At 60.6% G+C, this 25,583-nt stretch carries 28 protein-coding genes and 3 pseudogenes; 20 read left to right on the top strand and 11 right to left on the bottom strand.

The annotated features are described in order from the left end of the window. Nucleotides 1-18 precede the first annotated feature (18 nt). Entirely contained in the window at nt 19-1,845 is a 1,827-nt protein-coding gene (locus AC3IYG_RS23065; protein ID WP_208605339.1) for an FAD-dependent oxidoreductase, read from the top strand. A gap of 236 nt (nt 1,846-2,081) precedes the next feature. On the opposite strand, the gene AC3IYG_RS23060 is transcribed toward AC3IYG_RS23065, so the two are convergent. Further along, entirely contained in the window at nt 2,082-2,579 is a 498-nt protein-coding gene (locus tag AC3IYG_RS23060) for a ProQ/FinO family protein (RefSeq protein ID WP_092320697.1), read from the bottom strand. 326 nt (nt 2,580-2,905) lie between these two features. On the opposite strand from AC3IYG_RS23060, the gene AC3IYG_RS23055 reads away from it, so the two are divergent. The 8 genes and pseudogenes from AC3IYG_RS23055 to AC3IYG_RS23020 all read left to right on the top strand — a co-directional run bounded on the left by AC3IYG_RS23055 (nt 2,906) and on the right by AC3IYG_RS23020 (nt 9,379). Continuing rightward, a complete protein-coding gene (locus AC3IYG_RS23055; protein WP_003116664.1) occupies nt 2,906-3,418 on the top strand; it encodes an antirestriction protein ArdA in 513 nt (170 codons plus the stop codon). A gap of 507 nt (nt 3,419-3,925) precedes the next feature. Beyond that, nucleotides 3,926-4,297, top strand: a complete 372-nt coding sequence (locus AC3IYG_RS23050) for a helix-turn-helix domain-containing protein (protein ID WP_092320696.1) — start codon at nt 3,926-3,928, stop codon at nt 4,295-4,297. Between the two features lie 11 nt (nt 4,298-4,308). Then, complete coding sequence (locus tag AC3IYG_RS23045) at nt 4,309-5,136, top strand: replication initiator protein A (RefSeq protein WP_092320695.1); 828 nt, start codon at nt 4,309-4,311, stop codon at nt 5,134-5,136. Between the two features lie 244 nt (nt 5,137-5,380). Then, entirely contained in the window at nt 5,381-6,019 is a 639-nt protein-coding gene (gene parA, locus AC3IYG_RS23040; RefSeq protein WP_489332295.1) for a ParA family partition ATPase, read from the top strand. Beyond that, a complete protein-coding gene (locus AC3IYG_RS23035; RefSeq protein ID WP_092320693.1) occupies nt 6,016-6,258 on the top strand; it encodes a hypothetical protein in 243 nt (80 codons plus the stop codon). Before parA ends, AC3IYG_RS23035 begins: the two co-directional genes overlap by 4 nt. Then, the gene (locus tag AC3IYG_RS23030) at nt 6,255-6,782 is read left to right on the top strand and encodes a S26 family signal peptidase (RefSeq protein ID WP_092320692.1); all 528 of its coding nucleotides are present in this window, start codon (nt 6,255-6,257) and stop codon (nt 6,780-6,782) included. The genes AC3IYG_RS23035 and AC3IYG_RS23030 overlap by 4 nt, the downstream gene beginning before the upstream one ends. 349 nt (nt 6,783-7,131) lie before the next feature. Then, nucleotides 7,132-8,211, top strand: a pseudogene (locus AC3IYG_RS23025) (DUF3363 domain-containing protein); the annotation flags it as partial. Nucleotides 8,212-8,293: 82 nt separating this feature from the next. After that, a complete protein-coding gene (locus tag AC3IYG_RS23020; RefSeq protein WP_011913346.1) occupies nt 8,294-9,379 on the top strand; it encodes an IS5-like element ISPst12 family transposase in 1,086 nt (361 codons plus the stop codon). Nucleotides 9,380-9,597: 218 nt separating this feature from the next. Here AC3IYG_RS23020 and benC read toward each other — a convergent pair whose 3' ends face one another. From benC to AC3IYG_RS23005, 3 genes are read right to left on the bottom strand one after another with little or no spacing between them, the layout of a single operon-like run. Beyond that, nucleotides 9,598-10,608, bottom strand: a complete 1,011-nt coding sequence (gene benC, locus AC3IYG_RS23015) for a benzoate 1,2-dioxygenase electron transfer component BenC (protein ID WP_037018498.1) — start codon at nt 10,606-10,608, stop codon at nt 9,598-9,600. A 9-nt stretch (nt 10,609-10,617) separates the two neighbouring features. Next, nucleotides 10,618-10,791, bottom strand: coding sequence for a hypothetical protein (locus AC3IYG_RS23010; protein ID WP_489332293.1), 174 nt, complete (start codon nt 10,789-10,791; stop codon nt 10,618-10,620). Continuing rightward, nucleotides 10,788-11,939, bottom strand: coding sequence for an aromatic ring-hydroxylating oxygenase subunit alpha (locus AC3IYG_RS23005; RefSeq protein ID WP_489332283.1), 1,152 nt, complete (start codon nt 11,937-11,939; stop codon nt 10,788-10,790). The genes AC3IYG_RS23010 and AC3IYG_RS23005 overlap by 4 nt, the downstream gene beginning before the upstream one ends. Nucleotides 11,940-12,017: 78 nt before the next feature. Between AC3IYG_RS23005 and AC3IYG_RS23000 the strand changes: the two genes are divergently transcribed. Further along, nucleotides 12,018-12,686: a TetR/AcrR family transcriptional regulator gene (locus tag AC3IYG_RS23000; RefSeq protein WP_083236627.1), complete on the top strand. Its 669-nt coding sequence runs from the start codon at nt 12,018-12,020 to the stop codon at nt 12,684-12,686. Here AC3IYG_RS23000 and AC3IYG_RS22995 read toward each other — a convergent pair. From AC3IYG_RS22995 to AC3IYG_RS22985, 3 genes are read right to left on the bottom strand one after another with little or no spacing between them, the layout of a single operon-like run. Further along, on the bottom strand, nt 12,658-13,896 hold the full coding sequence (locus AC3IYG_RS22995; RefSeq protein WP_489332285.1) for an MFS transporter: 1,239 nt from the start codon (nt 13,894-13,896) through the stop codon (nt 12,658-12,660). The two genes, AC3IYG_RS23000 and AC3IYG_RS22995, sit on opposite strands and share 29 nt — an antisense overlap. A gap of 16 nt (nt 13,897-13,912) precedes the next feature. Then, nucleotides 13,913-14,248, bottom strand: coding sequence for a hypothetical protein (locus AC3IYG_RS22990; RefSeq protein ID WP_489332286.1), 336 nt, complete (start codon nt 14,246-14,248; stop codon nt 13,913-13,915). Beyond that, nucleotides 14,205-15,059: an MFS transporter gene (locus AC3IYG_RS22985; RefSeq protein WP_489332288.1), complete on the bottom strand. Its 855-nt coding sequence runs from the start codon at nt 15,057-15,059 to the stop codon at nt 14,205-14,207. Before AC3IYG_RS22985 ends, AC3IYG_RS22990 begins: the two co-directional genes overlap by 44 nt. A 74-nt stretch (nt 15,060-15,133) precedes the next feature. On the opposite strand from AC3IYG_RS22985, the pseudogene AC3IYG_RS22980 reads away from it, so the two are divergent. The 3 genes and pseudogenes from AC3IYG_RS22980 to istB all read left to right on the top strand — a co-directional run. After that, nucleotides 15,134-15,424: pseudogene (locus AC3IYG_RS22980) on the top strand (FAD-dependent oxidoreductase); the annotation flags it as partial. Nucleotides 15,425-15,456: 32 nt separating this feature from the next. Next, a pseudogene (istA, locus tag AC3IYG_RS22975) lies at nt 15,457-16,155 on the top strand (IS21-like element ISSsp5 family transposase); the annotation flags it as partial. Next, entirely contained in the window at nt 16,152-16,919 is a 768-nt protein-coding gene (gene istB, locus AC3IYG_RS22970) for an IS21-like element ISSsp5 family helper ATPase IstB (protein ID WP_007011060.1), read from the top strand. The pseudogene istA and the gene istB, both read left to right, overlap by 4 nt. Before the next feature lie 83 nt (nt 16,920-17,002). Here istB and AC3IYG_RS22965 read toward each other — a convergent pair whose 3' ends face one another. Next, nucleotides 17,003-17,698 (bottom strand): NAD(P)-binding protein, encoded by a 696-nt coding sequence (locus tag AC3IYG_RS22965; protein ID WP_489332290.1) that lies wholly within the window; start codon nt 17,696-17,698, stop codon nt 17,003-17,005. A gap of 74 nt (nt 17,699-17,772) precedes the next feature. Here AC3IYG_RS22965 and AC3IYG_RS22960 point away from each other — a divergent pair, with 74 nt between their 5' ends. Genes AC3IYG_RS22960 through AC3IYG_RS22950 form a run of 3 tightly spaced genes read left to right on the top strand, consistent with a single transcriptional unit; the run spans nt 17,773 to nt 20,174 of the window. Beyond that, the gene (locus tag AC3IYG_RS22960) at nt 17,773-18,627 is read left to right on the top strand and encodes an MFS transporter (RefSeq protein ID WP_489332288.1); all 855 of its coding nucleotides are present in this window, start codon (nt 17,773-17,775) and stop codon (nt 18,625-18,627) included. Continuing rightward, nucleotides 18,584-18,919: a hypothetical protein gene (locus AC3IYG_RS22955; RefSeq protein WP_489332286.1), complete on the top strand. Its 336-nt coding sequence runs from the start codon at nt 18,584-18,586 to the stop codon at nt 18,917-18,919. The genes AC3IYG_RS22960 and AC3IYG_RS22955 overlap by 44 nt, the downstream gene beginning before the upstream one ends. Nucleotides 18,920-18,935: 16 nt before the next feature. Then, nucleotides 18,936-20,174, top strand: a complete 1,239-nt coding sequence (locus AC3IYG_RS22950; protein ID WP_489332285.1) for an MFS transporter — start codon at nt 18,936-18,938, stop codon at nt 20,172-20,174. On the opposite strand, the gene AC3IYG_RS22945 is transcribed toward AC3IYG_RS22950, so the two are convergent. Next, nucleotides 20,146-20,814 (bottom strand): TetR/AcrR family transcriptional regulator, encoded by a 669-nt coding sequence (locus AC3IYG_RS22945; protein ID WP_083236627.1) that lies wholly within the window; start codon nt 20,812-20,814, stop codon nt 20,146-20,148. The two genes, AC3IYG_RS22950 and AC3IYG_RS22945, sit on opposite strands and share 29 nt — an antisense overlap. 78 nt (nt 20,815-20,892) lie before the next feature. Here AC3IYG_RS22945 and AC3IYG_RS22940 point away from each other — a divergent pair, with 78 nt between their 5' ends. From AC3IYG_RS22940 to AC3IYG_RS22930, 3 genes are read left to right on the top strand one after another with little or no spacing between them, the layout of a single operon-like run. Continuing rightward, nucleotides 20,893-22,044 (top strand): aromatic ring-hydroxylating oxygenase subunit alpha, encoded by a 1,152-nt coding sequence (locus tag AC3IYG_RS22940; protein ID WP_489332283.1) that lies wholly within the window; start codon nt 20,893-20,895, stop codon nt 22,042-22,044. Beyond that, the gene (locus AC3IYG_RS22935) at nt 22,041-22,343 is read left to right on the top strand and encodes an SCP2 sterol-binding domain-containing protein (RefSeq protein ID WP_022676120.1); all 303 of its coding nucleotides are present in this window, start codon (nt 22,041-22,043) and stop codon (nt 22,341-22,343) included. The genes AC3IYG_RS22940 and AC3IYG_RS22935 overlap by 4 nt, the downstream gene beginning before the upstream one ends. 6 nt (nt 22,344-22,349) lie before the next feature. After that, nucleotides 22,350-22,619, top strand: coding sequence for an HNH endonuclease family protein (locus AC3IYG_RS22930; protein ID WP_082209094.1), 270 nt, complete (start codon nt 22,350-22,352; stop codon nt 22,617-22,619). Between the two features lie 3 nt (nt 22,620-22,622). Here the strand turns inward: AC3IYG_RS22930 and AC3IYG_RS22925 are convergent, their stop codons facing one another. Beyond that, nucleotides 22,623-22,883, bottom strand: coding sequence for a hypothetical protein (locus tag AC3IYG_RS22925; RefSeq protein WP_022676121.1), 261 nt, complete (start codon nt 22,881-22,883; stop codon nt 22,623-22,625). A gap of 78 nt (nt 22,884-22,961) precedes the next feature. Then, entirely contained in the window at nt 22,962-24,038 is a 1,077-nt protein-coding gene (locus tag AC3IYG_RS22920) for a tyrosine-type recombinase/integrase (RefSeq protein ID WP_219852819.1), read from the bottom strand. Nucleotides 24,039-24,232: 194 nt separating this feature from the next. Between AC3IYG_RS22920 and AC3IYG_RS22915 the strand changes: the two genes are divergently transcribed. After that, complete coding sequence (locus tag AC3IYG_RS22915; protein WP_037014129.1) at nt 24,233-25,576, top strand: IS1380 family transposase; 1,344 nt, start codon at nt 24,233-24,235, stop codon at nt 25,574-25,576. Nucleotides 25,577-25,583 lie beyond the last annotated feature (7 nt).

Below are 25,583 nucleotides of genomic sequence, written 5' to 3'. Positions count from 1 at the left end.
AGTAATGGAGTAAGAGAAGTGATCAACCCAGCCAACATGAGCGAGTCTCCAGCAAACATCCTGATCGAGGCCGAGGATTTTGATAGCTATGGGGGCTGGGTTCTCGACTCCCAATTCGAGACCGTCATGGGGTCGCCCTATCTGCTTGCCCACGGCCTGGGGCGCCCTGTTAGCGATGCCTCTACAACGATTAATCTTGAGCGCCAAGGTGCGTACCACGTCTGGGTGCGAGCGAAGGACTGGGTGCCATCGCATCATCCTGGGCGCTTCACCGTATCGATTAATGGAGTGGTTCTCGACACGGTATTTGGTGCGAATAGCGAGGATTGGTCGTGGCAGCCAGCGGGCAAGATTTCGCTGGAACCAGGCGCCACTACCGTGGTGCTTCATGATCTGACCGGCTTCGATGGCCGCTGCGATGCAATCTACCTGTCAACCGATGACGTAGCCCCACCCAATGAGGTGAATGCCACCAGCCAAGCCTGGCGTAAAGCACTACGCGGCCTGCCAGATAAGCCGCTCGATGCCGGCCATTACGATGTGGTTGTGGTCGGCGGAGGTATCTCGGGATGCGCTGCTGCGTTGACCGCTGCTCGTTTGGGGCAGAGCGTCGCTTTGATCCATGACCGTCCGGTGCTTGGTGGCAATGCCAGCAATGAAATCGGTCTGATGCCGAGAGGCTCACAGGGCGCTCTGCTCAACGAGCTGGCCCAGCGTTCAGCGAACGGTGATCTGGCTGCACTATCACTGCTGGAGGCTGAACCAACCGCCAAGGTTTTTCTCGGACACCGCATCATCAGCGTCGAAAAGCAGGACTCTAAAATCACTGCGGTTCAGGCGATTCAGGCACGTGGCGGCCACGAGCGCCGCATTACCGGCTCGGTGTTCATCGACGCCAGTGGCACGGCCATTATTGGCGTGCTTGCCGGTGCCGAAACGTTGTTCGGGCGGGAGGCTCGCGCTGAGTTCAACGAGCCTTATGCGCCGGAAGTGGGCGATGACATGCACCACGGCAATACGCTGTTCTTCCGCACTCGCATGGCAGAACACCCGGTTTCATTTCCCGAGGTGCCATGGGCAACCGAAGTATCCAAGGACTACGCCAACCTGAGCGGTCAATTACTGGAGGCCGGCGTCGAAAATGCTCCTGGGCCACAGGCAGGGGCCAATCCGAGCACACCTGAGTTCAGATTCGGCAGCAAAGCCGACGTGTTTCCTGCCACTCACTTCTGGGAATACGGCCAATGGCTCGACCCATACACCAATGGTGAGTTGATTCGCGACTACCTGATGCGTGCGCTCTACGGCACGTTCTCGAACGTCAAAAAACTCGAACCGGAAAACTATGCCAACCTGGAGTTCGAATGGATGGCCTTTGTCGCGGCGCAGGGCGAGTTCCGGCGCTATCGCGGCGACTATGTGCTGTCGGAAAATGACATCCGCAACCACACCAGTTTCCCCGATGCGTTGGTGCCCAACGATGGGGCCTTCTGCATCCACTGTGCGTGGGAGCCAGGCGAAGGTAAGTACGACTTCCGCCTAAAGGATTGGATCTGGGACATGCGCGACAAACAGGCCTATGGGATCCCATACCGCTGCCTGTACTCCGCCAACATCGACAACCTGCTGATGGCTGGTAAGCACATCAGCGTCACCCACGTCGCTGGCTCATCAACCAAAACCATGGGCAACGGATCGCAGCACGGCATTGCTACCGGTGCTGCTGCGTTCCTGTGCAACCAGCACAAATCATCGCCGCGCGGCCTCTATGAGAACCACCTCGGCGAACTGAAAGCGCTGGTCGACCAGTTGACCGCTTGCGATCACGAGCACCCACCCAAGTGATGCTACAAAGCACTCTAGGGTGTTTCAGGAGGTAGGCGTATCTGAACGTCTCCTTCTGGCCGGTTTCTGCCTGATGTGAATGCCCGCTAGCTAGATGTGCGGATGCACCGCTCATGGCCGATAGCGAGCACTTCTGGTAAGCGGTGCCGGCCATTTGCAGCTCTTCGAACAGCCTCGCGCACCTTGCCAATGATTGGGCAACTCGGTGCCGAGCGCGAGTAGTGTGAATCCACAAACTACTCGACAGCTGTCTCTGCGGCGGAGCCCTGTATACGCTCTTTCGGCTTCGACTGATTACGTCGTGCTTGTCCGCGCTGCCGCTTGGCCTGCTGCTTCGCATGCAGAGCCTGAGCCGCCGTCACCATGCCAACTGCCCGACCGCTCAAGTCCAGGCGCGGCGCATTCTCCGTCATGCTTGCCCAGTATCGACTTCCTCGACACCAGGTAGCGATACCCTGCTTGAGCTGTTCGCTGGATATTCCGAGCAACTCCAGATGTTGCTCGGCATCCTTGAGAATGCCCTCCTTTAGGGGAACCTTGGGGGCCGGGTTAACCGGAAAGGCCAATGGAAAATGCTTCTGCAGTCGCCAGATCGCTTCCACCGCAGGATCTTGCTCGCGAGGCTTCGTCTGCGGAGAAGGCTTCCGCACACGCTGCTTCGGACTATCCGTCTTTACCTGCACTTTTTCGGCTCGCAGGCGGTCGCGTAGCTCAGCTAGTTGTTCAAAACCCATCGTTCAGTTCGCAGCTTCATGGTTGATTCGTGGCGCAAGGTTATCTCATGCAGTCTTTCGGCACAGCCCGGAGCCGACTCCGGTCAGTTACCCACTGGCGAATCAGGCATGCCGTCACCACCCATGGTGACGCTCTCCCTCTTTCCAAAGCAGGGGTTCTTGCCCCCTCAAAATCAAGAAAAATAGACGGTTTCCACCCGGACGCTGCGCTGGGTGGAGCCTCCGCGATTTTTCCTGATTTTTTCACGACCGCCTTAGTCGCCCTAGTCGGCAGGGGTTCATGCGCAGCGCAAGCGCAGAACCCTGAAGACGAAGGAGCGAAAGCCATGAGCGAAGAAATCAGGATCTACGTTGCCGACCTGGCCGCGTACAACGCCGGTCACCTGCATGGCGTCTGGATCGACGCCACCCTGGAGCTGGACGACCTCCAGGCGCAGGTCAGTGCCATGCTGGCGGCCTCCCCTGTCGAGGGTGCGGAGGAGTATGCCATCCACGACTTCGAGGGCTTCGACGGCTACCGCCTCGGTGAGTACGAGGGCCTCGAAAACGCCCATGAGATTGCGTGCTTCATCGAGGAGTACCCCGCGTTCGGCGGCGCCCTGCTCGCTCACTTCAACGACCTGGAGCAGGCGCGCAAGGCGGCTGAGGAAGATTATTGCGGCTGCTACAGCTCGCTGGCCGACTACGCCCAGGAGCTGACCGAGGAAACCACCAGCATTCCGCCGCACCTGGCTATGTACATTGACTACGGTGCCATGGCCCGCGACATGGAATACAGCGGCGACGTGTTTACTTTGGAGACCGGCTTCGAGCAGGTGCATGTGTTCTGGAATCGCTAACCCAGCGGAAGGCACCGGGAAGACCCGGTGCCTTGTTTTTTTTGCGCCCCTGTCCTGCCGGCCACCCGCGCGCCCCACCCGGACGGCTGATGCACAGGCGTCTGCACCCAGCGATCAGCCTGGAGCAACCTCGTTGGGTCGTCCGCTGATTGAGACCGTTACGGTCTTACGGTTTTGCCCAAATCCGTCGATCCGTATCCACGGATTTACGGGTTTGTGGAGAAGCGGATTTACGTTTTTACGGATTTACGGAAATCCGCCGATGCGGTTTTCCGGTTTTGTGGAAAGCCGTAGACCCGTAAATCCTTAGGCTGCACGCACGGAGCTTGGCGTGCTTGGGAACCATGGCCGGTGACACGCGTAGATAGGCGTACCCGGTCAGCGTCCAGACCTTCTCGGTATCAATCCTCGCCACTCCTGCCTGCGCATTCGCCCAGACCCAACCCGGCATGATCGAGCGCGACGGCTGCCGCACGGTGCACCTCCCACGTCAACGGAGAACACACCATGTCGCACTCAACCAATCTTTCCCATCACTCGCGTCGCATCGATCTCGATGCCCCGCTGCACCGCAAGGCCGGGCCGATGACGCATGCCATGCAGCCCGTGGAAAGCGCTGGCGAGGCGCAAACATCACAGGCCTGCCCTACCCCTCGTTACCTCACCAACAGCGAAGCCGCGGCCTTCCTGCGGCTGTCGCCGCGCACGCTGGAGAAGCAGCGGGTAATCGGCGGCGGACCGCGCTTCCACAAGTTTGGCCGGCGGGTGATGTACGCGGTTACCGACCTCGAAGCCTGGGCCGGTGAGCGCAGCTTCGAGACCACCTTCGATCCCGAGTACATCGACCGCCACCCGGGAGTGCAGCGTGATGATCAGTGAAACCTTCGCTCATGAATCGTCAGCATCTCGATTTGACTTCGCAGAACGAGCAACTGGATCTGTTTCGTGCCCTGCCGGGGGATTTGGCGCCACGCGACGCCCAGGATCTGATGGCGCATCCGTTCTTCTCGCTGGCCAAGTCGCGGCGCACCGTGCCGATCGACTTTCGCTCGGGCGAGGTGACGGTGCGCGTGGAGGGCACGCTGGAACACGGCATCGCCACGATCTGGGATGCCGACATCCTGATCTGGGCGGCCAGCCAACTTGTAGAGGCGCGCGATGCGGATATCCCCACTTCGCGGCTGATGCGTGCAACGCCCTACCAGATCCTGCGCTTCATCGGCCGGGGCACCTCGCTGCGCGACTACCAGCGCCTGAAGGCCGCCCTGGATCGGCTGCAATCGACCAGCGTGGCCACGTCGATCCGCGAGACCACCGGCCGGCGTCTACATCGTTTCTCCTGGATCAACGAGTGGAAGGAGTTAGCCGCGGCGGATGGCCGGCCACTGGGTATCGAGCTGATCCTGCCGGACTGGTTTTACAGCGGGGTGCTGGATCAGGCTCTAGTGCTGACCATCGACCCGGCCTACTTTCGTCTCACCGGCGGCATCGAGCGCTGGCTGTATCGCCTGGTGCGCAAGCACGGCGGCAAGCAGAAGGACGGCTGGCAGTTCGACTTTCGCCATCTGTATCGCAAGTCGGGCAGCTCGGCGCGCTATTCAGACTTCGCCCTCGATCTGCGTGCGCTGGCGGCTCGCCAATCGCTGCCTGGGTATCGCCTGGAAGTGGTGCGTCTGTCGCGTTCGACCGAGCTGCTGGCCTTCCGGCACGTGCCGTAGACGGCACGGGGATATCTTCTGGAAAAGCTGTGAATCCAGACGTGCTTTCAGGCGCATGCCGGCCCGTGCTATCAGGAGCACGGCGCACGTGCTTTCAGGCGCACGAACGCCTCTGCAGGCCAAGGCTGGCGGGGCCGACAGCCTCCCTTAACTTAACTAACTTAAAAGCTCTAACTTGTTATTGGGGCAGCGCCGGATTGTGGACAGGTGCTGATCGGGGCAGTTTGGCCGGGGAGATCCGGCCATGATCGTCGCCCTGCTCAACCAGAAAGGCGGGGTGGGCAAAACCACCCTCGCCACCCATATCGCCGGTGAACTGGCCCTGCGTGGAAAGAACGTCATCCTGCTCGATGCCGATCCGCAAGGCTCGGCGTTGGATTGGACACAACGGCGCAGCCAGCAAGGTTTGCCGAGATTGTTCAGTGCTGTCGGCCTGTCGCGCGAGACACTGCACCAGGAAGCCCCGGAGCTGGCTCGTCGTGCCGATCACATCATCATCGACGGGCCGCCGCGCATCGCCGCCCTCGCCCGCTCGGCGTTGCTGGCGGCCGATCGCGTGTTGATCCCGGTGCAGCCCAGCCCCTACGACCTGTGGGCCAGCGCGGAGATGGTCAACCTGATCCGCGAAGCGCAGGTGTTCAGGCCCACACTGCGCGCAGCGTTCGCCATCAACCGCCGCGTCAGCACCACGGTGATCGGCCGTGAAGCGCGCGGCGCCTTGGCCGACCAACCGCTACCGGCACTGCAGGCCGAGGTACGCCAGCGCATCGTCTTCGCCGAGAGCGTGGCAGCAGGTCGCTTGGCACGCGAACTGGCGCCGGACAGCGCCGCCGCGCGCGAGGTCAGCAGTCTGGTCGACGAGCTACTGAGGTGGTCGCCATGAGCAGCAAGCGCATCGGTATCGGCGCACGCCCGCTGACCGATCCGAACGCCGAAGCCTGGATACGCCAGGGCGCCGCCGTCGACAGCGGCAAGGCCGAGCGCTACAGCGCCCGGCTGACGCTGGACGTGACGCCGGCACTGCGCACGCGCATCAAGCTGGCGGCCTTCAACCGCGGCGTGACCATGACGGAGATGCTGCGCGAGGTGCTGGAGCGGCAGTTTCCGGAGGCCACTGCATGACGCCGGGTACTCGCGGCGCGCGGTGGCCACTGGCGCTACTCGCCGTCGGCTTATTTGCCCTGGGTTGGGCAACGATTGCGACGTCGCCACCGCGGCTGGTCTACAACGCGTCCGACAGCGTGCCCGTCGGTTGGTACCGCATTTCGCCGGCCAACTCGTTGGCGCCTGGCGACCTGGTGCTGGTTCGCCTGCCGCCGGAGGTGAGGTCGCTGGCGGCGCGGCGCGGCTACCTGCCGGCGAACGTGCCGTTACTGAAGACCGTGGCGGCGATGGCGCCGCAGCAGGTATGCGTGCAAGGCCGCCAGGTGCGCATCGATGGCGTCCTTGTGGCCAAGCGCTCGAGATGGGATCGACAGGGTCGCGCGCTGCCAAGCTGGCAGGCGTGTCGGCGTCTGGTTGGCAATGAGCTGTTCCTGCTCAGCAGCAGCAACCCGGCGTCGTTCGACAGCCGCTACTTCGGCCCAATCTCTGTCGACGCGGTGATCGGGCGGGCGCGGCCCTTGTGGCTGGAGTCGCGTCGATGAACAGGCCTTCTCCGTGTCGATCCGCCTGCGGAACGCACGCGCTCGGTGCGCACAGTCGCGGGCCGCCAGGCTGCAGATACTTCGGCCCTCGCCTGCCGACCAGGGGCTTTGGAAGTCGCCATTCTGCCTCCCCTGATTACCCAGCTCAGCAGCGCAAAGGCACGGAAAAAGCGGAGGGCAAGATAAAAGGGGGCGGCACTTCGTTGGCCTGGAAAGCAGTCTGCACGGGGGTTGGCGGCGACACAGCGCCGGTGTCGCCAGGTGCCGAAATAGTGCTCGCCCTACAGTTTCACTGGCCGGGAAGCGTGCCTGACACGCCGTACTGCGATCAACTTGGAGGAGTCCAAACATGAGCAAAGGGAGTCGTCAGGACGACGAATTGCGTTTTCGCCCGCAGCCGGGCAAGCCGCAGCAACGCGGTCAACCCTTCGTCAATCAGGTGCTGCGCCAGGCCAACAAGGCCGGCACCGGAAATCCGCGCAAGGCGGGCCACCAGCCCGGCGCCCGCCTCGGCCGCGGGCATGTCGCCGCTCGTTTCAGCGCGCAGCAACTGCCGTCCAACGCCCGTCGCGTCACCATCAAGACACGCTTGGTAAACCTGCGCCAGGCTGGCAAGCGCTCGACGCTCAGCCACCTTCGCTACATTGAGCGCGACGGAGTCAGTCGCGAGGGCGATCCGGGTCAGGCCTATGGATCATTGACCGACCAGGCCGACCTCAATGCGTTCGAGGAACGTTGCTGGGATGACCGCCACCAGTTTCGCTTTATCGTCTCGCCCGAGGACGCTGAGCAACTCGACGACCTACGCACCTACACCCGCCACCTGATGAGCCGGATGGAGGCCGACCTCGGCACCCGCCTCGACTGGGTGGCGGTCGACCACTGGAACACCGACAACCCGCACACCCATATCGTCCTGCGCGGCAAGGACGACACCGGCAAGGACCTGGTGATCGCCCGCGACTACATCGCCGAGGGCATGCGCAACCGTGCTTCTGAGCTGGCCACCGAATGGCTGGGGCCGCGCACCGAGCTGGAGATCCAGCAGAGCCTACAGCGCGAGGTGCAGCAGGAGCGTTTCACCAGCCTGGATCGCAACCTGCTGCGCGAACGCCTGGCCGGCGGCCTGAGCCTGAAAACACTTGCAAACCATCCACGTCGGCAACTGCTGATCGGCCGCTTGCAGCATCTGCAGAAGCTTGAACTGGCCCATGAAGTTCGACCTGGGCATTGGCTCCTGCATGACGACGTCGAGGCGACCCTGCGCGCCATGGGCGAGCGCGGCGATATCGTGCGTACGATGCAACGGGCCATGGGTAGCCTGCAGCGCGAGCTGGCGGTCTTCGAGCCGGGCAAGGATGGTTCTGTTGTGGTCGGTAGGATCGTATCCAAGGGCCTGGCCGACGAGCTAAACGACCGCGGCTATCTAGCAGGCCGTTGAAAAAAGCCAGAGCCCGCGTGGCTCTGGCAAAATGGCGGCCATCCTCTTCTGCCGAAGCCAGCCCAAGCCGATGCGTGGACTCGACCTCAAACAAAACGAGCTGTTCAGTTATACGACGCTGGAGCAGCGCATCCCGAACGATCACCCGCTGCGTCCCCTGCGAGGCCTGGTCGATACCGTTCTGGCTTCGATGGATCGGGACTTCGACGGGCTGTACTCCACCCTGGGACGGGCCTCGATTGCGCCGGAGCGGCTGCTGCGCGCCTCGTTGCTGCAGGTGATTTACACCATTCGCTCCGAGCGGCAGTTGGTCGAGCAGATTGATTTCAACCTGCTGTTTCGCTGGTTCGTCGGCTTGTCGATGGACGAGCGCATGTGGGATCACTCGACCTTCAGCCAGAACCGTGACCGCTTGTTCAACCAGGATGTAGCGCGGCTGTTCTTCCAGCGCATCAAGTCGCTGGCCGCATGGTCCGAGTACGCCAGCAACGAGCATTTCAGCGTCGATGGCACGCTGATCGACGCCTGGGCCTCGCACAAGTCCTTTATCAAGAAGGATGGCGGCGACCCACCGGAGGATGGCACGCGCAACCCCGATGCCGACTTCAAGGGCGAGAAGCGCAGCAACGCGACCCACCAATCGACCAGCGATCCCGAGGCCCGGCTGGCGCGCAAGAGCAATGGCGATGCCAGTCGTCTGGCGCACATGGCCCACACGATGATGGAGCACCGCAACGGTCTGATCGTGGATGTGGAATGCACCGAGTTCAATGGACGTGCCGAGGTAGAGGCGGCGCTGGAGATGCTGGAGCGCACGGCCAAGCCGGGCAGCACGGTAGGTGCAGACAAGAATTACGACCAGAAGCGTTTCGTGCAGAGGGCGCGCGAGCTGAAAGTGACACCGCATGTGGCGCAGAAGCGCAAGGGCAGCGCCATCGATGGGCGCACCACGCGGCATCCGGGGTATGCCGCCAGCCAGAAGATCCGCAAGCGGATCGAAGAAGGTTTTGGCTGGCTGAAGACGGTTGGCGGCCTGCGCAAGACCAAGCTGATCGGTCGCGCCAAGCTGAGTGCTCAGTTATTGCTGGGTTTCTCGGTCTACAACCTGATCCGACTGGGTAGCCTGTCGGGTTGGTGGCGAGGATCGCATGTATAGGGCGAGTTACGCCCAAAAAACGCCGAAAGGCGTGAACGTGGTGCTGAAACCTGTCAAAAAGGCCTGAAGTCAGGCCTTGTGTGGACTCCGTTAGGCCAAAGCGCTTGAAAAAGCGCCAAACCGGACGGGTTGGGGCAGTTGAAGCCGAGTTTTTCAACGGCCTGCTACTGCACGAATAAAACAGGCCCGCTCACCAAGTAAGCGGACCAAAGGAGCCTCTAGGCGCTGGCGGCGAACTTCTCATAATAGAAATTGGCCGGCTGGATGCCCTGTGCGCGAATGTACTGACTGACCGCCTCGACCATTGGTGGCGGACCGCAAAGGTAGACATCTACCTCACCGCCGTTGAGGTGTTTGGGCTCGATGTACTGGGTCACATAGCCCTTTTGCGGATAGGCGCTGTCCGGGCTGGCGACGCAGGCGCTGTAGCTGAAGTTGGGAATGCGCGCGGCGAATGCCTCTAGCTTGTCCATTTCGACCAGGTCGTGGTCATGGGTGACGCCGTAGATCAGATGGAGCGGGTGCTCGCTGCCCTGCTCGGCGATCTTCTCCAGCATCGCGGTGAACGGCGCTAGGCCGGTACCACCCGCCAGCAACAGCAGCGGCCGCTTGATCTCGCGCAGATAGAACGCGCCCAGCGGTCCAGCCAGACTGACGCTATCGCCGACCTTGGCGAGGCTGGTCAGGAAGCTGCTCATCAGCCCGCCCGGCACGTTGCGGATCAGGAAGCCGACCTCGCCATCCTTTTGCAGCGAGCTGAAGGAATAGGCGCGGGTCTGGTCGCTGCCCGGCACTTGCAGATTGACGTACTGGCCCGGCAGAAACGCCAACTGGTTCAGCGATGCGCTTTTGATAGACAGCGCGATGGTGCTCTCGGACAGCTGACGCACGTTGCTGATCGCTGCCTGATAGCTGGCCTGCTGGGTCTTACAGACGTCCGATGCGGCCGGAACGCGAATCACGCAGTCGCTTTCGGCGCGCATCTGGCAGGTCAGCACGTAGCCCTGCTCGGCTTCGGCTTCGCTCAACGCATCCTCGATGTATTCCTCGCCGAGGTCGTAGCGGCCGCTCTCGGCGAAGCATTTGCAGGCGCCGCATGCACCGTTTCGGCAGACCATGGGTAAATTGATGCCTTGGCGGTAGGCAGCATCAGCAATAGTCTCGCCAGCATTAGCATCGATGAAACGAGTGACGCCGTCTTCGAAGTTCAGTGCAACCTTGTGTGTCATGGCGGCACCTCAGACGTGGTATACATCGATGAACTGGCGGACGTAGTCGTTCTTCAGAACGACCTTCTTGGCCTTACCGTCAAGCAAGACTGCGCCATCATCGCCAAAATCAATAGCCACCCGCGCTCCCGCAATCCACGCGCGGTTTTCGGCCATTTGCCCGATCAGCTCGTCAACGGTCATGCGGCATCCGCCCCGGCCATTTGCCGCGCGATCCAATCGTGAAACGTTTTCACATTATATTCTTCTGGCATCAGGACGCCAGCCTTAAACGGACTGGTGCGCAGACCGCGCTGGTTCAATTCGCACACTTCTTCATCTTCATTTTGCACCTGTTGATTGAACGCAACAATCTGGTGCAGATCGAAATTGGGGTCGGCCAAAGCCGCTGGCGCCACCAGCACCTCGCCGGTGACTTCGGTCTGTTCCGGCCCCTTGGGGCGATAGGACACGATGCTGATATAATCGACATGCGCGACGATGAACAATGTTGGCCAGATCACACAATAGACCTGGCCAGCGTTGCGCTGGTCCTCTGTCAATCCAGGAAATTCGGCGGTGGCGGCCGCTCCGCTTAACGTCCAGCTGCGTGCGCCATCACGCAAGCCATGTTCGGGTTCCATGCTGTCGGGGGTCCAATCGGGCGCATCAGAATAAGCGAGCAGCCCTTTTCTATGGATTGGAATGAGGTCGCATAGCGATGGATGAACACCCGGACAATGCAGGCATTCGTTGAAATTTTCCCACAGAATTTTCCAGTTGCATTCAACCAGATGGGTTTCGCGGCTTGCGGTTACCAGCTCGCGCATTGGCCAGTTATCAAGGTCATGCAGGCCAAAGGCATTGTCTGCGCCAAAATCATCGCTGCTTTCCACCGGGCGGACAAACAGCAGCCCATTCCAGTCGATCAGACCAACGCTGCGCAGACCATGATCCGCTTTGTCGAAATCGGGCGCGTGACTGGCCGCAGCGGTACTTGCCAGTGTGCCGTCGGCGTTAAAGCTCCACGCATGATAGGGACATAATATCCGTCCGCCGCGCAAAGGTTGTTCGTCGGCGGTGCACAGTTCGGATCCGCGATGCGGACAGACATTGTGATAGGCGCGGACATCGCCGTCTTTGGCTCGAACCAGCAGGATATTGGTGCCTGCCACATCCACCCGGCGCATCGTGCCAGGGGCTATATCCGACAGCGGCCCGACATAATTCCAGCCTTTTTTCCATATATTGTGCAATTCATCGGCATAAACGTTCCCATCGATATAGCGCGACGGCGGCAGCGACGGGGTGGCCTCACGCAGCAGCGGGGAGAGGGGATGGATCTGTTGCATGATGGCGTCCTGTGTTCTACCTCAGATAAGTACACTTTACCTGTCAGCTGACAGGCTGTCAATTCCAGAGCGTCGCTTATGCAAAATGCCAATTCTCATATTACGATTGACGGGGGCGTTAGCCTGCAAGAGGCGATATCTGGCATTCGCGGACCGCGCCCGGCGCATACCGCTACAGCGTGTGAAATCTTGGATGCCGCTGTGGCGCTGGTCGAAGAAGTGGGCGCAGAAAATTTTTCGGCGCACAAGGTGGCGGAACGTTCGGGCCTGAAGCTGGCTTCGGTACAATATTATTTTCCGACCCGCGCGGCACTGGTGCGCGCAATGATCGAATATTGGATCGATGATTATCATGACCGCCTGATTACCAAACTGACGGGTCAGTCGGCTGATCCAGCAGCAGCCATGCGCGATTATCTGGATTTTCTGATGGTTGAGTCGCTCGCGCTGCGCGGCCGCGCATTCTGGAATTATGTCTGGTCCCTTGCCGATCTCGACGCCGACGTCAGCGCCGCACTGACGCAGTTTATGACGCTCTATCGCTCGTTGTTTGCGCTGCTGATCCGCCGGGTCAATAGCGCGCTCTCCGAACGGGAAGCCCTTCGCTTGGCAGCGGCGCTCAGCAGCATGATCGACGGGATTGGATCGGTGGTGGGGGAAGGCAGGCCGACCGACGCTGACCTTGCCGGCATTGAGGATATGGTCAAGTCCTTGGCATTCAGGATTGCGGTGGAGGTACCCCGTTAAGGTTGCGTGACCATGCAGCAGCGGCGAATGCCGGGGCTGCAAGCAACAGAAACGCGACGGCGATGCTCACTGACCACAGCGGCCCGTGCGATATATCGGCCGTCAGGCCAACCGCCGCTGGCCCCGCCATCATGCCCGCCGCCTGTACCGCAGGCATGAGCGATGCCGCCGCCGAAGCATCTTTTTGTCCGGCTAGCGCGCCCAATTGAAATGGCGCGATAAAGGCACTAGCGCAGGCCCCGATCAGATAATAGCTGACGTAAGTCGTTGGGCCAAGCACAAGGTAGAGCGGGGACACGCACAGCAGGATGATCGCCGTTCCGCCGATAAAGGCGGGTAGACGCCCGATCCGTTGGCCAATCGGTGCAGCCGCGAGGCTGCCGATCACTGCAAGCACAGTCGATCCCACCAGCAACTGGCTCATTCCCGACAATGACATGCCGACATCGCTGCCGAGCACTTCGGAAAAAGCCCATGATGCCTGCGTGGATGCCGAGAGCAGCGCAATGGACAGCAACAGCAACCAGCTTGGCCGGGTGAGACTGGCAGCCGGTACCACCAACGCCGCCGGGTTTGCTGACCTCTTTGGCAGCAAGCCCACTAACGGCAGCGCTGTGACGAAGCATCCTGCGAGCAATATGATAACGCCGGTCCAGCCAAGCGCATCGCCAGCGACCGGTAACAGCAACAGCACCACCAAACCGATCACCAACTGTGCCGTAAAAGCATAAGCAAAATTGCGATCAGGTGCGGCGCTTTCGGACAGCACAACGATCGCAATGACGATCAACGGACCGCCGCCGAATATGCTGGCTGTCGCGCGGATGATAAGCAAGACGTCAGGTGAGAGGGTAAACGCCGTCGCCACGATCCCGGCGATCATCACCAGCAACGCCGCCAGCGCGGCTGCCCGCCAGTTGAAGCGGGTTATCCACCAGCGCGCGGTGAGCGCGGCGATCACACCGCCCAGTGACTCTGCACCAGCGAGCAGACCGATTTCGCGCTCGGTCAGCGGCACCCGCTGTGCCAGCAGCGCAAGATAAACCGGGGTTATATAGGTGATGAGCGGGGCGAGCGCGTAGAGCAGCCACGCGGCGCGCGCCGCAAGAACCGCGGGCCGTTCTTCAGCATTGGCGGGGTCAAGCGCCAGCAGCGTGGTTGTCGGATCGCTGCGGCGGGTCAGCTTCATAATCGACTGGAATAACGACATTATTTTGTTTCCGGCGTCATTGGGTGTCGCCGTGATCGCCACGCGGCAAATTCGGGCGCAGGCGCGCCAAAGGCCATGCCAGCAACAGCAGCGGCCCCAGCGCCCATGCTAACCCCCATTGAGTCGACAAGCCAAGGCCAAGGCCACCCAGCGCAGGCGCGATCGCCCCGCCGACGGTATAGGCCGCGATGACGATCGATACCGCCAGCGACTGCCCGCGAAACGAGCGGCCTACATGGATCATCGTCAGCGTATAAATCGCGCCGCCCGCGCCGCCCCAGATAATGGCGGCAAGCCAGATCATCGCATCAATGCCCGATCCCAACGGCGCTGCCAGCAGCGACAGTAACAAGGTAGCGCACAATATCTGCATCATCGGCCCGATGCAATATCCGGTCGGCCAATCGCCCGACCGGATATTGCATCACCAAGCTGGCCACGGCGATGACGCCGGTAAGGATGATTGCGCTATCAGTGGCGATAGCGCCAAGCCGTTCAGCTTGAATCGGGGCCAGTACATTCAACCCGACCTCAAAAACACCGCCGATAAAGCCTAGCGCTGCGAGCGGAAGAAAGACGTGCCACGACGCGTTGCCGCCGGGCGTATCATTTGTGGCAAATTGCACCTTTTCAGCCGTTCCGCCTATCAGCACCGGCAGCCATGATGCGACCGCAAGCCCAATCGCGACATAGCCCGCGCTATCGAGCGTCAGCGCGAACAAAGGCACCAAGAACGGGCCGATGGCATAGGCGGCGGCGACAAGCGTTTGATAGAAGCCAGTTACGCGGCCCAGACTGTCTATCGGAGCAGACCATGCGATCATCGCCTCAACCGCGCTCCAGCGATAGGCGGCGCCAATGCCGACCAACCCCGCGCCGAGGCACAGCGACGCATAATCGCGGCTAAGCGCCGACATCACAATTCCCGCGCTCGACAAGAGCAACCCCGCGCCAAACATCCTGCCAAAGCCGAAACGGCGCATAGCCAGTGGCACCAGCGGCAAGTTAACCAGCAAGGCAGCAAACGGGACAGCTGCATAAAGCCCGACATAGCCGGGGGTCACGCGCTGTTCGTTCATGAACAGCGCGATCAAAGGCAACATCATCGCCACTGCGACAACATCGATCAGGGAGGAAAAAGCGAAGCGCCAAACTGTTTGCATCTAATCGACGGCGCTACCTGTCACTTGACAGTGTGTCAACTGACAGGTAGCATTGTGATAATGGAAGTCATGACATGATTACCCGGCGAGCCATGATGGCAAGTGCTGTCGCAGTCGGAGCGATCTCGTCACCGCGAGCTTGGGCGCAGGCGGGCCAATCGATTTCCCGTTCGACAGTTTACGACGTCGCCATCATTGGCGCTGGGGCTGCCGGTATTGCTGCCGCACATGCCTTTGCGGGGACAGGTGCGCGGGTGATCGTGCTGGAGGCACGCGGGCGTCCTGGCGGTCGCATCGTCACCAACAGTCAAGCGCTTGGCATGCCGTTCGACGTCGGAGCGAGTTATATTCACAACGCGCCGATCAATCCGATTATGGCGCTTGCGGCGCAGCAGGGCGTTGCCGCAAGCGCCAGCAGGACAAGGTGCGCGGGGAGAGCGAGACGATCGGTGAGCGCTTGCAGCGCGATCTGGCGGCCATGCAGCCTCTGCCCGCTACACCCTTCGAGGCCTGCGATCAGACGAGCGGGCGGGTCTCCTCGCAATCTCTGGTGCGCTACAAGACCAACGATTATTCGGTTCCGGTAGTCTGGGGCCATCAGGAGGTCTGGATCAGGGCCTATGTCGATGAAGTGGTGATCGGATGCCGCAGCGAAGTTATCGCCCGTCATCCTCGTTGCTATGCCCGCGAGGAGGTTATCTTCGCCCCGCTCCACTATCTCCCGCTGGTCGAGCAGAAGATCAACGCATTCGACCAGGCCGCCCCTTTGCAGGGCTGGGATTTGCCCGAAGCGTTCGGGACGCTGCAGCGGTTGATGGAAGGGCGCATGCACAAACATGGCAGGCGCGAATATGTGCAGGTGCTGCGCCTGCTGGAAACGTTCACCCTCGCCGATCTCCAGGCGGCGGTGGAACAGGCCATCGCCCTTGGCGCCATCGGCTTCGATGCCGTCAAGCACCTCGTCCTGTGCCGGGTCGAACGCGTACCGCCCAGACTGGACCTGGACATCTATCCCTTCCTGCCTCGCACCACGGTCGAGAAGACCGTTGCCAGAGCCTATCTGAGCCTGCTCTGCGACAGGCAGGAGGCCGCATGAGCGATCAGGCACCGGAGATTCTTCTCGCTCACCATCTCAAGGCCCTCAAGCTGCCTACGTGCCTGCGAGAGCATCACAAGCTCGCCCGGCAATGTGCCGCTGAAGGCGTCGATCATATCCGCTTCCTCGCCCGTCTCGTCGAGATGGAGATGATCGACAGGGAGCGTCGTATGGTCGAGCGGCGCATCAAGGCCGCGCGCTTCCCCGCCGTCAAAAGCCTCGATAGCTTCGACTTCGCCGTCATCCCCAGGCTCAACAAGATGCAGGTGCTCGAGATGGCGCGCTGCGAGTGGATCGAGCGGCGTGAGAACGCCATCGCTCTGGGGCCATCGGGCACCGGGAAGACGCACGTAGCTTTGGGGCTCGGACTGGCAGCATGCCAGAAAGGACTGTCGGTGGGCTTCACCACTGCGGCGGCGCTGGTCAGCGAGATGATGGAGGCGCGCGACGAGCGGCGTCTCCTGCGCTTCCAGAAGCAGATGGCCGGATACAAGCTGCTCATCATTGACGAACTGGGCTTCGTACCGCTCTCCAAGACCGGTGCCGAACTGTTGTTCGAGCTGATCTCCCAGCGCTATGAGCGCGGCTCCACCTTGATCACCAGCAACCTGCCCTTCGACGAATGGACCGAAACCTTCGGATCCGAGCGCCTCACAGGCGCGCTCCTCGATCGTCTGACCCATCACGTCAGCATCCTCGAGATGAACGGCGAAAGCTATCGCCTCGCTCACAGCCGGGCCCGAAAGGCCAAAACCAGACCCTGAAAATCAAGCCAATGCCGGGGGGAGTGGCCTTCGGGCTACGCCCTCACGCCACTCCCCCCGGCATGTAACACCGTGGCCTGGTTTTACGCCGCCGCATGGCCGACTTTTGCTCCGCCGTTGACAGGCAGGCCGGTTGCAGCGCGCATCATCATCGTACCAAAACCGCCAATCGGGAAGCGGTCATCAGTCGCGCCAGCGCTTGCAATATCAAGCACCGACACCCGATCCGCGTTGGCAGCGATATCGGTGGCACAATGGAGATCAACGAATCGGCGTTCGTAAATGTCGCGCGGCACGGCACTGAATGGTTGGTCGATGCCCGATCGCGCGATGCGTTCGGCGCGCCGCGTTAGCCGCTGGTCAGCGGCAACATAGCGATTGACGACTGATCGAGGCTCGTCGCGGCTATTGGCTCGCAGCGCCAGCGATTCGCGATCGCTGGGGATGACAGTAACGCCCTGCTGCGCCGCAAGCGCCATAATCGGATTGATCGGCGCGTTGTGAATATAACTCGCTCCGACGTCGAACGGCATGCCAAGCGCTTGACTGTTGGTGACGATGCGACCGCCAGGACGCCCGCGTGCCTCCAGCACGATCACCCGCGCACCTGTCCCCGCAAAGGCATGTGCGGCAGCAATACCGGCAGCCCCAGCGCCAATGATGGCGACGTCGTAAACTGTCGAACGGGAAATCGATTGGCCCGCCTGCGCCCAAGCTCGCGGTGACGAGATCGCTCCGACTGCGACAGCACTTGCCATCATGGCTCGCCGGGTAATCATGTCATGACTTCCATTATCACAATGCTACCTGTCAGTTGACACACTGTCAAGTGACAGGTAGCGCCGTCGATTAGATGCAAACAGTTTGGCGCTTCGCTTTTTCCTCCCTGATCGATGTTGTCGCAGTGGCGATGATGTTGCCTTTGATCGCGCTGTTCATGAACGAACAGCGCGTGACCCCCGGCTATGTCGGGCTTTATGCAGCTGTCCCGTTTGCTGCCTTGCTGGTTAACTTGCCGCTGGTGCCACTGGCTATGCGCCGTTTCGGCTTTGGCAGGATGTTTGGCGCGGGGTTGCTCTTGTCGAGCGCGGGAATTGTGATGTCGGCGCTTAGCCGCGATTATGCGTCGCTGTGCCTCGGCGCGGGGTTGGTCGGCATTGGCGCCGCCTATCGCTGGAGCGCGGTTGAGGCGATGATCGCATGGTCTGCTCCGATAGACAGTCTGGGCCGCGTAACTGGCTTCTATCAAACGCTTGTCGCCGCCGCCTATGCCATCGGCCCGTTCTTGGTGCCTTTGTTCGCGCTGACGCTCGATAGCGCGGGCTATGTCGCGATTGGGCTTGCGGTCGCATCATGGCTGCCGGTGCTGATAGGCGGAACGGCTGAAAAGGTGCAATTTGCCACAAATGATACGCCCGGCGGCAACGCGTCGTGGCACGTCTTTCTTCCGCTCGCAGCGCTAGGCTTTATCGGCGGTGTTTTTGAGGTCGGGTTGAATGTACTGGCCCCGATTCAAGCTGAACGGCTTGGCGCTATCGCCACTGATAGCGCAATCATCCTTACCGGCGTCATCGCCGTGGCCAGCTTGGTGATGCAATATCCGGTCGGGCGATTGGCCGACCGGATATTGCATCGGGCCGATGATGCAGATATTGTGCGCTACCTTGTTACTGTCGCTGCTGGCAGCGCCGTTGGGATCGGGCATTGATGCGATGATCTGGCTTGCCGCCATTATCTGGGGCGGCGCGGGCGGCGCGATTTATACGCTGACGATGATCCATGTAGGCCGCTCGTTTCGCGGGCAGTCGCTGGCGGTATCGATCGTCATCGCGGCCTATACCGTCGGCGGGGCGATCGCGCCTGCGCTGGGTGGCCTTGGCCTTGGCTTGTCGACTCAATGGGGGTTAGCATGGGCGCTGGGGCCGCTGCTGTTGCTGGCATGGCCTTTGGCGCGCCTGCGCCCGAATTTGCCGCGTGGCGATCACGGCGACACCCAATGACGCCGGAAACAAAATAATGTCGTTATTCCAGTCGATTATGAAGCTGACCCGCCGCAGCGATCCGACAACCACGCTGCTGGCGCTTGACCCCGCCAATGCTGAAGAACGGCCCGCGGTTCTTGCGGCGCGCGCCGCGTGGCTGCTCTACGCGCTCGCCCCGCTCATCACCTATATAACCCCGGTTTATCTTGCGCTGCTGGCACAGCGGGTGCCGCTGACCGAGCGCGAAATCGGTCTGCTCGCTGGTGCAGAGTCACTGGGCGGTGTGATCGCCGCGCTCACCGCGCGCTGGTGGATAACCCGCTTCAACTGGCGGGCAGCCGCGCTGGCGGCGTTGCTGGTGATGATCGCCGGGATCGTGGCGACGGCGTTTACCCTCTCACCTGACGTCTTGCTTATCATCCGCGCGACAGCCAGCATATTCGGCGGCGGTCCGTTGATCGTCATTGCGATCGTTGTGCTGTCCGAAAGCGCCGCACCTGATCGCAATTTTGCTTATGCTTTTACGGCACAGTTGGTGATCGGTTTGGTGGTGCTGTTGCTGTTACCGGTCGCTGGCGATGCGCTTGGCTGGACCGGCGTTATCATATTGCTCGCAGGATGCTTCGTCACAGCGCTGCCGTTAGTGGGCTTGCTGCCAAAGAGGTCAGCAAACCCGGCGGCGTTGGTGGTACCGGCTGCCAGTCTCACCCGGCCAAGCTGGTTGCTGTTGCTGTCCATTGCGCTGCTCTCGGCATCCACGCAGGCATCATGGGCTTTTTCCGAAGTGCTCGGCAGCGATGTCGGCATGTCATTGTCGGGAATGAGCCAGTTGCTGGTGGGATCGACTGTGCTTGCAGTGATCGGCAGCCTCGCGGCTGCACCGATTGGCCAACGGATCGGGCGTCTACCCGCCTTTATCGGCGGAACGGCGATCATCCTGCTGTGCGTGTCCCCGCTCTACCTTGTGCTTGGCCCAACGACTTACGTCAGCTATTATCTGATCGGGGCCTGCGCTAGTGCCTTTATCGCGCCATTTCAATTGGGCGCGCTAGCCGGACAAAAAGATGCTTCGGCGGCGGCATCGCTCATGCCTGCGGTACAGGCGGCGGGCATGATGGCGGGGCCAGCGGCGGTTGGCCTGACGGCCGATATATCGCACGGGCCGCTGTGGTCAGTGAGCATCGCCGTCGCGTTTCTGTTGCTTGCAGCCCCGGCATTCGCCGCTGCTGCATGGTCACGCAACCTTAACGGGGTACCTCCACCGCAATCCTGAATGCCAAGGACTTGACCATATCCTCAATGCCGGCAAGGTCAGCGTCGGTCGGCCTGCCTTCCCCCACCACCGATCCAATCCCGTCGATCATGCTGCTGAGCGCCGCTGCCAAGCGAAGGGCTTCCCGTTCGGAGAGCGCGCTATTGACCCGGCGGATCAGCAGCGCAAACAACGAGCGATAGAGCGTCATAAACTGCGTCAGTGCGGCGCTGACGTCGGCGTCGAGATCGGCAAGGGACCAGACATAATTCCAGAATGCGCGGCCGCGCAGCGCGAGCGACTCAACCATCAGAAAATCCAGATAATCGCGCATGGCTGCTGCTGGATCAGCCGACTGACCCGTCAGTTTGGTAATCAGGCGGTCATGATAATCATCGATCCAATATTCGATCATTGCGCGCACCAGTGCCGCGCGGGTCGGAAAATAATATTGTACCGAAGCCAGCTTCAGGCCCGAACGTTCCGCCACCTTGTGCGCCGAAAAATTTTCTGCGCCCACTTCTTCGACCAGCGCCACAGCGGCATCCAAGATTTCACACGCTGTAGCGGTATGCGCCGGGCGCGGTCCGCGAATGCCAGATATCGCCTCTTGCAGGCTAACGCCCCCGTCAATCGTAATATGAGAATTGGCATTTTGCATAAGCGACGCTCTGGAATTGACAGCCTGTCAGCTGACAGGTAAAGTGTACTTATCTGAGGTAGAACACAGGACGCCATCATGCAACAGATCCATCCCCTCTCCCCGCTGCTGCGTGAGGCCACCCCGTCGCTGCCGCCGTCGCGCTATATCGATGGGAACGTTTATGCCGATGAATTGCACAATATATGGAAAAAAGGCTGGAATTATGTCGGGCCGCTGTCGGATATAGCCCCTGGCACGATGCGCCGGGTGGATGTGGCAGGCACCAATATCCTGCTGGTTCGAGCCAAAGACGGCGATGTCCGCGCCTATCACAATGTCTGTCCGCATCGCGGATCCGAACTGTGCACCGCCGACGAACAACCTTTGCGCGGCGGACGGATATTATGTCCCTATCATGCGTGGAGCTTTAACGCCGACGGCACACTGGCAAGTACCGCTGCGGCCAGTCACGCGCCCGATTTCGACAAAGCGGATCATGGTCTGCGCAGCGTTGGTCTGATCGACTGGAATGGGCTGCTGTTTGTCCGCCCGGTGGAAAGCAGCGATGATTTTGGCGCAGACAATGCCTTTGGCCTGCATGACCTTGATAACTGGCCAATGCGCGAGCTGGTAACCGCAAGCCGCGAAACCCATCTGGTTGAATGCAACTGGAAAATTCTGTGGGAAAATTTCAACGAATGCCTGCATTGTCCGGGTGTTCATCCATCGCTATGCGACCTCATTCCAATCCATAGAAAAGGGCTGCTCGCTTATTCTGATGCGCCCGATTGGACCCCCGACAGCATGGAACCCGAACATGGCTTGCGTGATGGCGCACGCAGCTGGACGTTAAGCGGAGCGGCCGCCACCGCCGAATTTCCTGGATTGACAGAGGACCAGCGCAACGCTGGCCAGGTCTATTGTGTGATCTGGCCAACATTGTTCATCGTCGCGCATGTCGATTATATCAGCATCGTGTCCTATCGCCCCAAGGGGCCGGAACAGACCGAAGTCACCGGCGAGGTGCTGGTGGCGCCAGCGGCTTTGGCCGACCCCAATTTCGATCTGCACCAGATTGTTGCGTTCAATCAACAGGTGCAAAATGAAGATGAAGAAGTGTGCGAATTGAACCAGCGCGGTCTGCGCACCAGTCCGTTTAAGGCTGGCGTCCTGATGCCAGAAGAATATAATGTGAAAACGTTTCACGATTGGATCGCGCGGCAAATGGCCGGGGCGGATGCCGCATGACCGTTGACGAGCTGATCGGGCAAATGGCCGAAAACCGCGCGTGGATTGCGGGAGCGCGGGTGGCTATTGATTTTGGCGATGATGGCGCAGTCTTGCTTGACGGTATCGCGCAAGGCGTCCGGTGCGCGGAACTGGGGGAGCCAGCAGACACACATATCGCCGTTAGCTGGACCGACTGGCTGGCGCTGACGCGCGGCTCGCTTGACCCACGCCGGGCTATCAACAACGGCAAGATTGTCATCACTGGCGATATGAACAACGTCGCCAAATTGATCGAGCTGGGGCACCGCATGTTTTGATGGGAGATATTTCATAGGAGCATCACGGGTCACCGATTGCTGCACTGTATCGGCAACCTTACTCTGGCCACGCCCGGCTATAACTCGACTTTGAGTAATTGTGCCTTTGCCGAGAAGCGCCCAGAAATCGCAGCAAACAGCAGTTTGATGCTGAACAGCTATTTCCAATTGCTGACCGATCAAGACGTGTGGGATGAGGCCGTCCTGCAAAAGCGAGCGCAAGGTTTATTGCCCTTGGCAATCCAGCTGTGGCCTCGTCCTGCGAGCATTCCGTAGGTTTCAAATCACTTTATTGCGCCACTCTGAATTCGCCAGCGGCGTAGCGGCGACAACTGCGACGAAGACGCGGGCAAAGGGGTGCTTGAGGCTCGGCGCGCCTATTTCCGTTGCCCGCTTGGCCCATGTCCCGATCAAGTGCGCCAGCGGCGCATCGGGATACGGGCGGAAAGGCTTGCATGGCAGGTCGCATTGAAGCTCGATGCGCCATAGGTCTGCAAAGCAATCTGCACCGATCTGCTTAACCAAGAATGCCAGCGGCATGTCGGCGACCGGCGATAGGAGCCCACGCGGCGCATCGCAGCGCGACGCTGTTAGGGCGCGGCCTGATAGGAAGGTGATTTACTGCCGTGGCGTTCGCGCCCGGTGAGTTGGCGTCGCGAGCCGTGCCTTTGCCCCTGCCGATGCGCGGGCCGTGCCGCCACTGTCTGCCGGATCGCTTATCATCGGCTCCCATCCACTCATGCCCTGCAAAACACGGTCGGCATGTTTGATGGTGTTCACATGCCCATAATACTGCTCGATCATCTTGACCGACGTGCCCATCTGCTCGGCAAGGATATAGACATCGACACCTTCGCTAAGCCGGAAGGTGGTATAGGTATGCCGGAAGCAATAGGTTGAACGCGGAGTGCCGTTCGGCCCGATTTTGAGTTCAGCCTCGGTCAGCAGTTTCTCAACGGCGTCTTCATACAGGAATTTGACGGGTTTGCCGGTAATGGTGGTGAATACCGGATCATCGGGTAGCGTGGCTTTTGAGATGGCGCGAATACGGTCGAGATAATCACCCACGCTCTTCGGCGCGACCAGCTTGCGCGACTTGCCCTTGCCCTGGACGAATAGGACGACGATTTCTTTGCCGTCACGATCCTTGGCAACCATGATGTCGCGCCAGCGCAAGTTCTTCGCCTCGGGTGGACGCATCCCGGTGTTGCACATTATCAGCATGAAATTGTAGCACATGGTGCGCGCCCATGCGCTCGGCGCTTTTGTGGCCTTGGCAATCCATGCGCGCCCAACCGCATGCAGCTTGCGATATTCTTCCAACGTGAATTCGTCGCGGCGCATGGTTTTGAGCTTTGGCTTACCCTCGAAGCGTTGGCTGGCGGGAACATAGCGTTTGCTAATTGCGAAGTTCATGGCGGCGTTGAACGCGCCCATCTCGAACTCAATGGTGGCATCGCTGATCTGGGCGCGGTGTCGGCCCGTCCCGTTCTCGCGCCGCCAAGTCGGATATTGTTTCCAGCGATCGGGCCCTATGAGGTGAACCTGTGTGCTGCCCACATAGCGATCAAGCGCGCCAAGAAGGACATTTTTGAGATTTTTGACCCGCGCGGCGGAAATCTCGCCTGTGTCAGCGCGACGCTGCTGCACGGCGATATATTCCTCCGCCACTTTCCGGAACGAGCGATTGAACACGGGATGGTCATGTTTGAGCAAAACGCGGATTTCAGCATCTTTATCGACGGCCAGCTCGCGGGCGGCTCGCAGATCGGTCGTACCTAGCCCGAAAAATTCATCGGGGGTTGGCGGATGTAGCGTAAAGCCATGATTTGACGTATGATTTGGTTGCTTAATCCGATCAACGTCATTTCTGGAGAGCTACACCCGCCATGGACGATCTTACGCTACCCTTTCCCGGGCTGTCACCTGTTTCTGGCAAGCGGTTGGATGTCAGATTTGACGGCGGCATGCTGTCATCTGATGGCGGGATTTTGCTGTTGCGCGAGGTCGAGCAGCGCCTTGGCGTGGCCGATCGTCTGGCGGCCTGTATCAAGGATCCGCGCTCGCCCGAGCACATCACGCATAGCCTTGCCGACATCATCGGGTTCCGGTTGATGATGATCGCTGCAGGCTATGAGGATGGCAATGATGCATCCAGCCTGCGCGTCGATCCGATGTTCAAGATGGCGCTCGATCTGACACCCTCTGGGACCCGCGCGCTGTGTTCGCAGCCGACCATCTCCCGTCTGGAGAACCTGCCCGATACCCGGGCGTTGTTGCGCATGGGGCGTGCGATGGTCGATCTGTATTGCGAAAGCTTCCCCACAGTGCCCAAGCGCATTGTGCTCGACATTGATGACACCTTCGACGCTGTCCACGGCGGCCAGCAGTTGCGCCTGTTCAATGCCCATCATGACGAATACGGCTTCCAGCCCATTGTCGTGTTCGATGACCAAGGCCGCTTCATCACCGCCGTACTGCGCCCGGCCAAGCGGCCCAAGGGCACAGAAATCAGGGCTTTCCTGCGCCGCTTGATGCGCGCAATCCACAGCCATTGGCCAAAGACACAGATCCTGTTGCGCGGCGACAGCCACTATTGCTGCCCCGAAGTCATCGACTGGTGCCGTGCAGGCGGGCACGACTTCATCCTGGGTGTTGCGCCGACTTCGACACTACGCCGCCATATCACCGATCTTGAAGCCAGCACCAAAGCGCGCTTTGCGGCATCACCCACCGAGGGCAAGGTACGCCGCTTCAAGACCTTCAACGATTGCGCCAAAAGTTGGAGCCGGGTCGAGCGGATCATCGCCCGCATCGAAGTCGGCGATCAGGGCGCTGACACGCGCTTTGTCGTCACCAATCTCAAGAAAGGCTCGCCCCGCTGGCTCTATGAACACGTCTATTGTCGGCGGGGCCAGGCCGAAAACCACATCAAGTCGTGGAAAACCCATCTCGCCGCAGATCGAACATCGTGCTCCAGAGCCACAGCCAACCAGTTGCGGCTGTTCCTTCATGCTGGCGCCTATTGGCTGATGTGGGGCTTGCGCACTGCCATGCCGAAACGCTCGATCTGGCGCACCGTCCAGTTCGATACCTTGCGCTTGCGCCTGATCAAGATCGCCGCCCGTGTTACCGAGCTGAAGACCCTGATCCGCATCCAATGGCCAACAGCCTGTCCCAACCAGCAGGTCTTACGGATCGCCCTTGCCCGCATCCCCAGACTTGTCACCTGAGCGTTGC

It is taken from the genome of Pseudomonas sp. KH_027 (assembly GCF_057838565.1).
The sequence above is the reverse complement of the archived record's forward strand: the minus strand, read 5'-3'. Positions and strand labels throughout refer to the sequence as shown.

Coding starts and splice junctions, on each gene's coding strand:
- AC3IYG_RS23055 (WP_003116664.1), top strand. CDS start 2,906: ATGAGCGAAGAAATCAGGATCTACGTTGCCGACCTGGCCGCGTACAAC.
- AC3IYG_RS23000 (WP_083236627.1), top strand. CDS start 12,018: ATGCAAAATGCCAATTCTCATATTACGATTGACGGGGGCGTTAGCCTG.
- AC3IYG_RS22985 (WP_489332288.1), bottom strand. CDS start 15,059: ATGCAAACAGTTTGGCGCTTCGCTTTTTCCTCCCTGATCGATGTTGTC.
- AC3IYG_RS22925 (WP_022676121.1), bottom strand. CDS start 22,883: ATGCCGCTGGCATTCTTGGTTAAGCAGATCGGTGCAGATTGCTTTGCA.
- AC3IYG_RS23050 (WP_092320696.1), top strand. CDS start 3,926: ATGTCGCACTCAACCAATCTTTCCCATCACTCGCGTCGCATCGATCTC.
- AC3IYG_RS22960 (WP_489332288.1), top strand. CDS start 17,773: ATGCAAACAGTTTGGCGCTTCGCTTTTTCCTCCCTGATCGATGTTGTC.
- AC3IYG_RS22995 (WP_489332285.1), bottom strand. CDS start 13,896: ATGTCGTTATTCCAGTCGATTATGAAGCTGACCCGCCGCAGCGATCCG.
- AC3IYG_RS23060 (WP_092320697.1), bottom strand. CDS start 2,579: ATGGGTTTTGAACAACTAGCTGAGCTACGCGACCGCCTGCGAGCCGAA.
- istB (WP_007011060.1), top strand. CDS start 16,152: ATGAGCGATCAGGCACCGGAGATTCTTCTCGCTCACCATCTCAAGGCC.
- AC3IYG_RS22965 (WP_489332290.1), bottom strand. CDS start 17,698: ATGATTACCCGGCGAGCCATGATGGCAAGTGCTGTCGCAGTCGGAGCG.
- AC3IYG_RS22950 (WP_489332285.1), top strand. CDS start 18,936: ATGTCGTTATTCCAGTCGATTATGAAGCTGACCCGCCGCAGCGATCCG.
- AC3IYG_RS22945 (WP_083236627.1), bottom strand. CDS start 20,814: ATGCAAAATGCCAATTCTCATATTACGATTGACGGGGGCGTTAGCCTG.
- AC3IYG_RS23035 (WP_092320693.1), top strand. CDS start 6,016: ATGAGCAGCAAGCGCATCGGTATCGGCGCACGCCCGCTGACCGATCCG.
- AC3IYG_RS23045 (WP_092320695.1), top strand. CDS start 4,309: ATGAATCGTCAGCATCTCGATTTGACTTCGCAGAACGAGCAACTGGAT.
- AC3IYG_RS23020 (WP_011913346.1), top strand. CDS start 8,294: ATGCGTGGACTCGACCTCAAACAAAACGAGCTGTTCAGTTATACGACG.
- AC3IYG_RS23010 (WP_489332293.1), bottom strand. CDS start 10,791: ATGACCGTTGACGAGCTGATCGGGCAAATGGCCGAAAACCGCGCGTGG.
- AC3IYG_RS22915 (WP_037014129.1), top strand. CDS start 24,233: ATGGACGATCTTACGCTACCCTTTCCCGGGCTGTCACCTGTTTCTGGC.
- AC3IYG_RS23005 (WP_489332283.1), bottom strand. CDS start 11,939: ATGCAACAGATCCATCCCCTCTCCCCGCTGCTGCGTGAGGCCACCCCG.
- benC (WP_037018498.1), bottom strand. CDS start 10,608: ATGACACACAAGGTTGCACTGAACTTCGAAGACGGCGTCACTCGTTTC.
- AC3IYG_RS23030 (WP_092320692.1), top strand. CDS start 6,255: ATGACGCCGGGTACTCGCGGCGCGCGGTGGCCACTGGCGCTACTCGCC.
- AC3IYG_RS22940 (WP_489332283.1), top strand. CDS start 20,893: ATGCAACAGATCCATCCCCTCTCCCCGCTGCTGCGTGAGGCCACCCCG.
- AC3IYG_RS22935 (WP_022676120.1), top strand. CDS start 22,041: ATGACCGTTGACGAGCTGATCGGGCAAATGGCCGAAAACCGCGCGTGG.
- parA (WP_489332295.1), top strand. CDS start 5,381: ATGATCGTCGCCCTGCTCAACCAGAAAGGCGGGGTGGGCAAAACCACC.